Annotated in this window: 8 protein-coding genes and 1 pseudogene; 4 read left to right on the top strand and 5 right to left on the bottom strand. The window is 44.4% G+C overall.

Features of this window, described 5'->3' with window-relative positions; genetic code table 11:
• Nucleotides 1-91: 91 nt before the first annotated feature.
• From ACN0YH_RS01970 to ACN0YH_RS01950, 5 genes are all read right to left on the bottom strand, one after another.
• Complete coding sequence (locus ACN0YH_RS01970) at nt 92-688, bottom strand: prolyl oligopeptidase family serine peptidase (protein WP_417377871.1); 597 nt, start codon at nt 686-688, stop codon at nt 92-94.
• Between the two features lie 746 nt (nt 689-1,434).
• Nucleotides 1,435-2,754: an EF-hand domain-containing protein gene (locus ACN0YH_RS01965; protein ID WP_417377870.1), complete on the bottom strand. Its 1,320-nt coding sequence runs from the start codon at nt 2,752-2,754 to the stop codon at nt 1,435-1,437.
• 319 nt (nt 2,755-3,073) lie between these two features.
• Nucleotides 3,074-4,492, bottom strand: coding sequence for a glycosyltransferase family 39 protein (locus ACN0YH_RS01960; RefSeq protein ID WP_417378206.1), 1,419 nt, complete (start codon nt 4,490-4,492; stop codon nt 3,074-3,076).
• A gap of 211 nt (nt 4,493-4,703) precedes the next feature.
• Nucleotides 4,704-5,792: a DUF1559 domain-containing protein gene (locus tag ACN0YH_RS01955; RefSeq protein WP_417377869.1), complete on the bottom strand. Its 1,089-nt coding sequence runs from the start codon at nt 5,790-5,792 to the stop codon at nt 4,704-4,706.
• Nucleotides 5,782-6,912 (bottom strand): DUF4339 domain-containing protein, encoded by a 1,131-nt coding sequence (locus tag ACN0YH_RS01950; protein ID WP_417377868.1) that lies wholly within the window; start codon nt 6,910-6,912, stop codon nt 5,782-5,784. Before ACN0YH_RS01950 ends, ACN0YH_RS01955 begins: the two co-directional genes overlap by 11 nt.
• Before the next feature lie 274 nt (nt 6,913-7,186).
• Between ACN0YH_RS01950 and ACN0YH_RS01945 the strand changes: the two genes are divergently transcribed.
• From ACN0YH_RS01945 to ACN0YH_RS01930, 4 genes and pseudogenes are all read left to right on the top strand, one after another.
• Nucleotides 7,187-7,456: an integrase core domain-containing protein gene (locus ACN0YH_RS01945; protein ID WP_417377867.1), complete on the top strand. Its 270-nt coding sequence runs from the start codon at nt 7,187-7,189 to the stop codon at nt 7,454-7,456.
• Between the two features lie 183 nt (nt 7,457-7,639).
• Nucleotides 7,640-9,364 (top strand): ArnT family glycosyltransferase, encoded by a 1,725-nt coding sequence (locus tag ACN0YH_RS01940; RefSeq protein ID WP_417377866.1) that lies wholly within the window; start codon nt 7,640-7,642, stop codon nt 9,362-9,364.
• Between the two features lie 1,372 nt (nt 9,365-10,736).
• Nucleotides 10,737-10,940: pseudogene (locus ACN0YH_RS01935) on the top strand (IS256 family transposase); the annotation flags it as partial.
• Nucleotides 10,941-11,037: 97 nt separating this feature from the next.
• Nucleotides 11,038-12,102, top strand: coding sequence for a hypothetical protein (locus ACN0YH_RS01930; protein WP_417377865.1), 1,065 nt, complete (start codon nt 11,038-11,040; stop codon nt 12,100-12,102).
• Nucleotides 12,103-12,138 lie beyond the last annotated feature (36 nt).

The raw sequence follows: 12,138 nt of genomic DNA, 5'->3' as shown, positions 1-12,138 counted from the left end.
CCCACATATGTACAACAGCTTTTATTAAAGATATTGAAAAATCAAGAACATACCAAATCCCTGTTTTATAAATGAGGAGTTTGGTCGATTCTTATTTTTTTCTCTGCTGAAACAGCCAGTCAAACATTCCACCATCAATTGCATATGTCGCAGTCCAGCTGTCATGTTTGATTCCCTCCAACTCCTGATAAATGGGATTCCCGCCTGCCTTGCAAAACGCATCTACCATGTCTCTTGAACTGGTAACGGGAACGATTTCGTCTCGCGTGCCATGCGCGACCCAGATCGGGAGATGGACAAAACCGGAAACCGTGTTCGTGTTGCCGCCACCACAGATGGGAACTGCCGCTGCAAACAGATCAGGATAACGGGCGATCATACTCCAAGTCCCAAATCCTCCCATCGAATACCCAGTAATGTAGATCCGCCGTTTATCGATTGGATATTTGCGGGAAATATCCAGAATCATCTGGTGAATCTGGTCCAGCAGGTTCTGATCATTGTTATCAGGAGAGTCTGCTGCGCGTGCGGGAGAAGACCAGTTCATATTGCGCGGGCACTGTGGTGCCAGTAGAAAACAGGGATACTTTTCCTGCCAGGGGAACTGCGCCATTTGCTGCGGCAAATATTTGAGTTGCCGCTGATTGTCGTTCCCGCGTTCCCCAGCGCCATGCAGTGCAACGATCAAAGGATAGAACCTGCGTGCTTCAATCCTGTCAGGCTTCAAGATTCTTGCTTGAAATTCGATGGGTTTATTTGAGTCCGCTGGGAGGACCAGAGTTCGCAAGGTGTCAAACCTGCTGACTAATTCGGGAGCCAAATTTACTTCTGTTGGGTTTTCATAATCATTTGATTGCATGTATACAATCAAACCGATGTTTACGAGACCCCAGAAAATAATCGTTACAATTGTGCATTTTGTGATTTTCATTTTTGACTCAATCACATTCAAATATTTTTAATCAATATCTTATTGAATTGTCGTAACAGAACTTCAATCTGGAATATACGCACATGCAATTCGAATCGTGACAACAGGGCTGGATTTCCAGAGAGTTAGTATCGGATAATTGAGGCTGCACTACGCTCCTGAAATGGGCCAGTTATCACCGCTAATCACTTTGATATATTCGCCTACAGGAACTTAAGGATCTACCAGTGAAGATTATTGACAAGAATTTCGATCAATTTAGTCTGAACTTTTTCCCCAGACATTTCCTATCATTTCTTCACAAGCCAAACTCTTTAGCAGAAAATATTCCAGTCTTTAGCACAAGAAGTGGAAGCGAAATCCGGTCGCTATTCCAGAGGAGAATGTTCACTTTATCTCAAATTGAACTGACAGGGTCACCTCAAATAAGAATTCAGCAAACACAGTACGATAACGACTGCAATGCCTTCCAGGATCAGATGACAAGCGATTAAAACAGAAATTCAATGGGTACTTCTTTTTGTTTTTCGCAAAATAAAGACGATTGCACCAATAAGTAATAAACCATTTAAAGTAAGAACAATCCATATTTCAGTGTTTCCGCCAGCCGCCTCTGATCCATCAGATTTCCCGACAGTCAGACTACTCAAGTTTTTTTTCTTTTGAACTAGATTGGGGGCTATGGCTTCCAGACTTGGTTCACTTTGGAATTCAAGTTGATCAAGTTTTTTATTTATATTGATATCAGCTTTTCGAAATGCATCTTCAAGGCGCGCAAGTCTGGTTTCGTAATAGATTACCTGCTTTTCGTTGGCATTGGGAGGTAGCTTGAGGTTCCCCAAATACTCTTCAAAAGAGAGACTCCCATCTTGATCAAGATCAAGTTGTGCGAACATCGTCCCCAGGCTAGCTTTAGAAGGAGCTACTTTGAAAATAAATTCATCCTGGTCGAGTTTCCGGTCTTGATTGAGATCCAATCGCTCAAAGTATTCCACTGTCAATGTCGCTGCCAGCAGACCATCCCCCCAACTGAATTCAGAAAGATTCAAAGCTCCATCCTGATTCCGATCTGATCGCAAAGAGTGCCATTCGCGGGCCAGATTTGAAAACGGCGTCTGACGGAATTCATCGAGCGAAAGATGTTGGTCACTATCTAAATCAAAGGCTCCAAGTAGATGCTCGCTCACGCCTTTCGTCCAAGACTCGGCAGCCGCGACAAGTTCTTCCTGACTTAAATAACCGTCATAGTTTTTGTCCGCTGCCAGAAAGGCTCCCACCGGATCTCGCCAGTGAGAGGGTTCTGCCTTCCACTCGGTGATGCTCAGCTTCCCATTACCATCCTGGTCCCACTCTTTAAACAAGACTGGCGTCTGTTTGCCATCCCGGAAACCGAATTTGGCCTGTTTCGCCTCCTGTAAATCGATCTGATGATCGCCGTTCAGATCCAGATGATCAAACAGCATCGTGGTCAGCATTCGCCCTGAAGGCTCCCAGAGCACCACGCCTGTGATGTATCGTAGACCGTAGGCAATTTCCAACATCTGTTCGGCATCCTGCTGATCGACAACACCATCCTGATTACGGTCCCAGTCCTTCCAGATAGTCGCAGCCAGACCAGGTACAGATTGTGCCAGCTTAGAATCCTTGAACTCTTCAGGAGAGAGTTTTCCGTCACCATTGGTGTCATAGCTGCCCCAGTCAGCCTGCAGCTGATGACACCGCTGTGAAACCCGTTCCTGTATTGGGTGCGGTAACGTTCTCTGACTGGGAGCAACAAAAAATCTTATATTCCTGGAAGGTGAGCTGTTGATCGTGATCTCCATCAAACACCTTAAAATCCCGAATCAATCGGGGACGCTCTTTTTTTTCGGCTGTTTTCAGAAACTCCTGCTGTGACAGTCGCTGATCCTGATTCGTATCCAAATTATTAAATCTGGTAACATCAGATTCAGAGTCGCGTTTTGCATTTTGCGGGGGCGAAGTTTGTCCCAACAGATACGCCCCCCCTGAAAAGGTCAAACAGACCACTAACGAAAAACAAGACAGATATGACCGCCCTAAAGTTGGGAGGGAATTTGCTCCTGAGTTTGTAAAACTTTGGCAGTAGTGTCGATTCATCTGATTATTCTCTTTGTTAATGTTTTATTCTGTTTCATGTTCATACAGGCGAAAGACAAGTTCGCAATAATATTCCTGAAAACGGGCTTCTCCGACTTGTTTCCATCCAACCGGCATGGGAACACTCCAGCTATCTTGCATCCAACGATTGACATCAAGTGTCCAGATCCATTTCGAATCACAGTTATTGATTCTGTCTCGCGAAAAATAATCCTGGTCCCGCATTACCGCGTTTCCGTAAAAATACGGGTAGTTCTCATCACCATGATAAGTAAACAGTCCTTCACGGTTTTGCATGTAGGCTATTGCAGAAGTGAACAGAATGGGATTACAAACAAGCAGATTCTCAGACGGTTTTTTCTGGGAGTCAAAATATGCCATGGCTGCCGACATTCCTGAATACTTCTTCGAGATTTCACTTCGTCGCAGGTAGTTCTGAAAGCAGGAATACAACAATAAGCCCGACACCAGGATGCAGGTAGAAATTCGCAGCTTTATAGAAGGGATGCGACAAACCAGAACTGCAATTGCAACTAACAGCAGCAAATGGGCAAACAGAAAATATCGAGAGACAAAGATATTCCGAGACATTACGGAATAGATTATCGTGACAAGAAATGAGACAAAGATGGCAATAAACAGATAGAGATCGGTGGGACGACGTCCGAGCAGCAACAGAATTAGCGACAGAAAGACAGCCTGGGCGACTCCCAAGCCAATGACCATTGATGCAGGCGACCAGCGAGGCGGTGCAATGAACTGATAAAAGACTTTTCCTACATATTCCAGGTCAAATGGTTTCGTCCAGAAATGATTTTGTACCTGCTGGCTTTGGCTCAACAGACGAAACAATAACGGCGACCACGCCAATGCCAGCACAAGAGCTGACAGCAAGACCGGCTGCACTCTCCTGAACCGACTTCGATTCTCATCAATGGGTGCCTGAATCCAGCGGTAGCCGAAAGCGAAAATGTACTGGGCCAGCAGGATAAAAAGCCCGAAATGGTGAGTGTATGCCAAAGCGATGGCAGAAAGTGTGAATAAAATCCAGTTTCGAGTTACATGAATTTCATGTCGAATCGCTCTGATTAAAAGCCAACTTGAAATGGCAGTCAATGCAGCGCCTGGTGCATACATGCGGACCTGAAGAGACCAGGACACCTGGAGCGGACTCAAAGCGACAAATAATGCAGCAATAAGGGCCGATAATACAGCAGTGCTGTTCTCTTTCGAGGTACGATAGTTGTCTACTCGATAAGCCTCATACACGAAAAGATATGTACTAATAACTGTGAGCAGTCCACTTGATACGCTAAGCATCCGCGACGCAATCACGGAGGTTCCAAATAGCATTCCCCAAGATTTAAGAAGGTAAAAATATAATGGTGGATGCGTATCCTGAGTTGTTCTCGTCCAAATTTCGGCAAAGGAAAATTCTGCCATTTTCAGACAGAAACTCTCATCGAACCAATATGCAATATTTGTAATACAATGCAACCGAAAAAAAAGTGCAATCACCAGTATCACAATCAACACATAGATCGGATCTTTCCTGTAGTATGAGTAAGTGTTTGACATAATTGATTCTGAGCGCTCATGATAAATTACATCTGTCAATATAAAGTTGAATTACTGTTTCTTTTCAGGATCTGGTTTATTGTTCCAGCGGGGTACCACTCAAAGCCGCTCCCTGGGGACTGGCGAGCGCCGCATAAACTTTCCCATCGATATTTTCTGAAAGAAACTGGATGTGCCCATCACAGTAGCCAACGTTGACGCCACCTTTGTGTAATGAATTGGGGTAAGGGGCACTCCCTTCAGGCTGAGTGATACCAGCATTGATTGCGCTGGAGCCTGAATTTGCCAGATTGTAATCGACGTTTCCCTCAGAACAGCTTCCATTTCGACAAGGATTGCCAATATAAAAACTGGTGAGATAAGGATTGGGTGAAGCCCAGTTGGAGGCCGGATTAGCAGGATTATAACCTGTGCGAATATTTTCTGAAATCAGCATGGTATTGGAAGCACCATCCGTAAGTCCGGCCATGTTATAGTGTCGTTTTGCACGGATTTCACCTTTCCAGGTTTCATTAAAAAACAGGCCCATCTGGAAAAAAAGTTCCCGATCTGAAGGGGTTCCATCTCCTTCAGTCGATGAATTACAGGTAATTCCGTTTCCATTCAGATCCAGTTTTCCACTGGAAGGACCAACGGGGCAATCATGAATACCAGAAATCTGCGCTGAAAATCCGACTCCACTGCTGACAACGTAGGTTAAATTCCCCTGGCCGGGAACTTCCGAAATATCGTCCGGGCAGGTTAAGACGGGGATATGCGTTTTTGCCAGCGGTGCGTTCACTGGATCTTTATAATTATTTTCGACATCCCATTTATTATAGAGAGTCGCCTGATCGATGTAGGGCAGGGTTGCGACAACCCAACTGCGATAAGAGCCCCCCGAACCCGGAGTACCATCACCAAAATAACCACAGGCCGGAAACCGGTTGGCACTGTCCGTTGCCTGCAGTATTCCCAGCGTAACATTTCTCATGTTGTTTAAGCATTGCACTTGTCGGGCTGAGTTACGTGCTGACTGCACTGCCGGGAGTGCAAGTGCTATTAAAATACTGATCACTGCCGTGACAACCAACAGTTCCAGGATCGTATAACCGTTTTTCAGGCGAGACGAATCTGTAGGCGGTATTCCCGTCACGTTATCAGCAAATGCGCGTTCACACTTCATCAGCGTGAGTCTCCAGCCACCAGGCGGCAAAGTAGGTTAGAACTGCGACAAATATCACGACATCCACAAAGTACATCCAATAAGAAAAATGAGAACATTCTCCTATGAGTGGAAAAATCAATTTCGCTTCAGTCGGCTTCCGCGAAGGAAAAATCATGCTCTGTTGCTCTGACCAGTTTAGCAGGAAAAACACGGTAATATTGGCTGTCACAAGGGCGGCTCCCAGTTTGTAGCCGAGACGCAGATAAGGCGAAGCAACATAGACGAGCAGCGGCACCAGTGTGATGCTCAGCAGGAAGGAACAGGCCGAATACACGAGAAACAGTAAGGGAGAGGTTTCACCGATCAGTGGAAAGTAGAGTTTTCCTTGGCCCATCCAGCTGACAAAGCCGTAAATGCCGACACTGGCGCACAGGACCAGTACGCACGCAAGAATCATCTTACGAAAGACCGGATGTTCCAAAAAAGAAAGATTGATCGCGGGTACTATCTGCCGGGGAGGTGGAAGCTCTTCTTGTTTGGGAGCGCGCGCATCAATCCGTTCAACGGCTGCATTCACCGTCGATGCCCAGGTCTCTTCAGAATACGCGCCCGTCGATACATCATCCAAGGATCCAACAAGTTCGTTTGACTCTGGCAGAGTGTCTGATTCGGACTTGCTCTCGGCACCAGGCATCGCAGAACTGTTCGGGGCAGGTCGACTGAGATCGACACTGACTTCGAGATGACGATCAATGGGCACCGGGGGGATTTTGCTGTTCCTTAAGGAAAGCAGTCGCTTGAGCCAACCCGGCCGTTCAAGTTCCTGCTGCACAACGTCGGCACCAGTTCCCACAGGCTCATCTGATTCTTCCAGAAACACGTCCAGATCATCTGCGCCAGCAAACTTATCATCCGGCTCATTAATAGCATTTTTGACAGGCGGGAGTGTGGCGGGATCCCGTCGTGCCATATGAAACAGACCGACCACGGAATCAGCTCGCTGCCATTCGTCCATATAGTGGGGACGAACCATGGTCTCAGGCAAAAGCTGCTCTTCGCGGACCATCTCCACCATCTCACGGAAGGTGACAGGCCCCAGTGTTTCATCCGACTGTTTGAAGTACCACTCGGTTGCCATTTTCAGTCACTCTGATAATGGAAATAAGTTATTATGTGCCTGAAATACTTATCTACCCTGCTTAATAAAATGGTAAAATAACACACCGAAAAGCAGTATACAGTACAGTATTGGTGATTGCAAACATTTGCTCACTAGACTGTGTCCAGTTTTACGATAGCGTCTCCAAGGCCGTTTGCTATAAGTATATTAGATTGAGCGACCCTAGGGGTAAATGTGACGCGCTCTAGTATTTGTGGTGTAAAACTTAACGAGATGAAATGGTACCCAGGCTGTGATTGCTCCTCTGGCCGAGTTGTTTTCTCCCAGAGGAGTGCCGCAGTGTATCCGGAGTGACAACGGTCCAGAATTTGACTCCAGAACGATTCGACGCTGGCTGAGTCAACTGGAGATCAACTCGTTGTATATCGAGCCGGGAGCCTCTTGGGAAAACAGTTACATCGAATCCTTCATTGGAAAGCTGAGAGATGAATTGCTCAACGGTGAAATCTTGGATACTTTATGGGAAGCCAAACTGCTGCTCGAACGCTGGAGGAGAGATTAAAACTCCATCAGCCCAACAGTTCCCTGGGATAGAGAGCCCCGGTGCCGGAAGCGAAGCTGTTCTGCTCGCCTGCTTCCGCTCCGCTCCAACAGGTGGGCAGAACAGCCATTGAAAACTATAGCCCTGAGTCTTGTGGCTGGTGTTATTCTCGGAGGCAGGTCAACTTAGTAAAGATTATCAACAATGAAGCAAAATCACTTTAAGTGGATTGCTGTGATTCTACTTACAATTCATGCGAGTCTACTCGCGTGGAGCGCCACAACGCATAGCCCCAATCTGAATGAGCCGGCTCACTTAGTTGCTGGAGTGAGCCACTGGAAATTTGGTCGTTTCGAACTCTATCGTGTCAATCCGCCTTTAGTGCGTATGGTGGCTACCCTCCCTGTCTTGGCTTCTGTTGCAAAATATGAATGGAGTGGGTTTTCCGAGTCTGCTGGAGCCCGTCCTGTGTTTCGCATGGGGAGACAGTTCATTAAAACGAATGGCGAGAAATCGATTTGGTATTTTACGATAGCCAGATGGGCCTGTATTCCATTTTCGCTGCTTGGAGGATTGATCTGTTATCTCTGGGCCAAAGAGATATATGGCCAGTTGGCTGGTCTGTTTTCATTAACTCTCTGGTGTTTTTCGCCAAACATACTGGCGCATGGGCAGTTCTTTACTCCAGACTGTGGAGCGACTGTATTAGGAATCACTGCGGCCTATTTCTTCTGGCGGTGGTTACGCCAGCCAAACTGGAAACTCGCCATAATTGCAGGTCTCGTTTTAGGGCTAGCAGAACTCACTAAAATGACATGGATTATTCTTTTTGGACTCTGGCCTTTGATCTGGCTGGTCTGGCAAATTCCCCAGAAGCCAGACAACACGATTTCGTGGAAAAAACAAACAGCACAACTTGCTTGCATCCTCTTATTAGGATTATACCTGCTCAATCTTGGTTATGGATTTGAAGGCACTTTTACAAAACTCAATCATTTCGAGTTTATCAGCAACTCACTGGCTGGTTATGAAAATGAAGAACAACGAGAAAAGAAAAAGAAAATAAACTGTTTTTCTGATTCTTTTCTTGGAGAGATACCGGTTCCACTTCCCAAAAACTACGTTCTTGGGATTGATGTTCAAAAAAGAGATTTTGAACAATTTGACAGGGAGTCTTATTTGCGAGGTGAATTTCGAGATCATGGCTGGTGGTATTACTATCTGTATGCACTAGCAATTAAAGTTCCGCTTGGTTACTGGATTATTTTTGCCTTGTCATTTCTCCTCGCTTTTTATCAAAGATCAGCAGGTAGCTCCCATTGGCTGGATGGTCTAATGCTAGCGGTTCCTTCACTAACTGTATTGATGCTTGTCAGTATTCAAACCGGTTTCAATCATCACATGCGGTATGTGTTGCTAATCTTCCCGTTTTCTTTTATCTGGATGGGTCAATCTGCATTGTGGTTTGCGGAAAAGAAAAAGATTGCTGCTGTAGTGACAGCCTTCAGTCTCGTCTGGGCCATCGGAAGCAGTTTGATGATCTACCCGCACAGCCTTTCCTACTTCAATGAAGCTATCGGCGGTCCAATGGAGGGGCATAACCATCTTATCAATAGTAATATCGATTGGGGACAGGATTTACTGTACTTGAAAGAATGGATTGAGAAACACCCGGAAGTACAACCTCTCAACATATGTTACTACGGTGAATATGCCCCGACACACATTGGTATGAATTACCCTTTACCGCCAGTTAATGAAAAACAGGACCCTAATTTTCAACCTCCCCCAGGATGGTATGCAATTAGTGTTAATTACCTGAAAGGGTATGGTTGGCGCCAGCCTAAAGACGGATTTATTTATTTCCAGAACTACGAACCGATCGCGACTGCTGGGTTTTCGATCTACATTTACCATATAAAGAACTGAATCGATGACTCATATTTTGAGTATACAATTGAGGACAAGGTCAAACCCTTGTTCGCTCGCATTCCAACTGGTATCGCGCTGGGGCAAAACTAAATATAAGAACCCCGGCCTGTGGAACAGGTGCTATTCCTGGGGGCGTCGCAAGATGACTTTTTTTGTAAATTGTATTGCTATTTTGCTGCACATTGTTTATTTGTATATTCACTGTGTATAGTGGTATCTGAAATAGTATGCAAATGAACTGTTCGTAATGCCCTTAATAAGTATGGTGATCACTAATTTTTATTTTCTGTGATAGCAAAACTTAGCGGTTAATTTATGCGTTCAGTGCGCTTATGTGATGCGTTTGTAAAAATTGATACTTCAATATTGGGGAGGACTATTAAATGAAAGTTCTAGGGAAGGTCTTTGTCATGGTTCTTTTAGGAGTCTTGATAGGGAAAGCCAATGTATGGGCATTAGACAATTGTGTTGGAAATTCTACTAGTTGCGGTTCCTGGGGGCCACACGATCATATGGGTACTTGCTGTAGGCCACGAACGAACATACGAGGTTTTGATAGTTCACCTGATGAATTCGGATGGTGTCATTCCAGGAACCATCCAAACGTTTTCTACTGCGGAGACGAGTTAGATACAGTCTGGGACCCAGACTTTGAAGACGTTGTTTGTGGTTCGGTTATAGCTCTAGAATCATGTGGGGGGGGCGCAACTCTAATTGGAGGATGCGATGAAGTGAAATGTGGAAGCTAGTAAATTGTTGAATAAATATCACTTCAGTAGCTGCTAGTTAAAAATGTGTATTCCTAAAAAGAATTTCAAATTGCCAATTAGTGGGTTTACGGATTCACTGGTTGGCTCTCTATGAACATGTTGCTGGAATTTATTTTGTGTTAATCTTTACACAATAACAAGTTTAATAGAGGGGCTCCGATAACTCAGTGAAGTGTTAACAACCTGGTCTAAGATTTGCATGATATTGTGCCTTGGAAGGATGTTTAACCATGCCCACACGATTTCATACAAAACTAAGCCGTATTTCGTCGCCACAGATTGAAGACGGGGGCAATTGTTGAATTAACCGACTTATCGATGGAATTTCATAGGGACTTTTTTAGGAAGCCTTCGCGTATCCTCTAGGAATATATCCTTAAGCAAAATTCAGAGCCTGTTTATATGGCATTATTTGGGGCTACGATCCCTGACTGAAATGTTACTGTAACATCTCTTCTGTAAATTATCTGTATGGCGGAGTTGTGCTTGTTTTTTTGAGCGTAGCGAAAATAACAGGCACAACTCCGGCGAGCCCTTGAAAGGGTGGGCGAGATCGGTTTCTTTTTAATGTTTTCCACAACAGAAAAGGAACTCCAACCATGGCCCACCAACAACAATCTAACATCATTCTCGACGCTGTCCAGCTCCTGGCCGATCATGGATTCGATGAAATGTCGCAAGCACTCCAGGTCCTGTTCAACGAAGCAATAAAGCTGGAACGTACTGAATACCTTGGTGCCGAACCGTATCAACGCAGCGTAACATGTCGTTCTTATGCCAACGGTTTCAAGCCGAAACCATTTTAATGCAATATTTGTGAAAAACGCCTGTCTATTCACTCTTCGTCATCGGTTTTTATACCAGATAAAGAAAAATTCTATTCATATTGGGGATTGAGAAGTGATTGTGAAAGAATGGTTGTGTGTGTTCATCTTCCTTAGTGTTTCGATAGCTTCAGCAGCTGCAAGTGTAGATGCAAATTCATCTCACCAGGCTCTCACTGGAGCAGAGAATTATTTACTGAAAATTAATACTCTTGATTACACCTTCAAATTCTCAAAGTATGACCATCCTTTAAGATTTAGGTCTAGTGGGATAATGACACGAAGTGACAGTGCCTTTGAGGTGATGACTAAAGGTGGTAAAAAATTAACAGAAAACGTTATTGTGGCATTCAACGGCGAAATATATCAGGATAAAAGAGACCTTTCCATGATTATGACTTGTAGCCGCGAACCTTCGAACTCGATGCTAAAATCCAGTCAATGCTGGACACCTATTGAATATATCTATAAATGGTGCCAAACGAAAGAACACCCTCTTTCTTGGCAAAGCCTACATAATCCGTTGACTTGGAACCGGATCAGAGAAATCGCAGATCCGATTGCAGAGCAATCTGAAGTTCAAATAGGGACTGAGTTACTTAATTGCGCACGTATAATTATCAAAAAAAAATCTGGATTTAAAACTTACATTTACCTTGCAAAAGACAGGGGGTTTCTACCGGTGAAGCGGGAGGTACTTGATTCAGATGGCAAGATCATATCTGTTTTGAAAGTTGAAAAACTTCTGAAAGTTTCAGATGAACAGGGATCTTTATGGTTTCCCATTATTGTTTCAGCAACTCAAGGTGATTTCGATATAAAAATAAATGATAAGACAGAACTTATGACCGGGTTTGAGCTGAACTACACAGTAGAATCAGGGTCAATTAAAGTGAATCAGAAAATCGATGAGGAGATATTCACCCTGAATTACGATGGTATGCAAAATGTGTATCTAAATAAAAATGAAGTTTATCTTCCTGTGGAAGACAGGATCGTAAAGCTCGATCAACCATCAAGTGCGAGTAAGATAAGAATAGAAGAATCTGCTGATTCATCGAGATGGACTGCATACTTGATCGTAGCGAATACTCTGTTTTTTATTGCCATATTTTTATTTCTTCGATTCAAAAAAACTTGATTTAGTAATCAATAAAATTCTATCTGTAGAAATCTG

Source organism: Gimesia sp. (assembly GCF_048262075.1).
Classification (GTDB): Bacteria; Planctomycetota; Planctomycetia; order Planctomycetales; family Planctomycetaceae; genus Gimesia.
The sequence above is the reverse complement of the archived record's forward strand: the minus strand, read 5'-3'. Positions and strand labels throughout refer to the sequence as shown.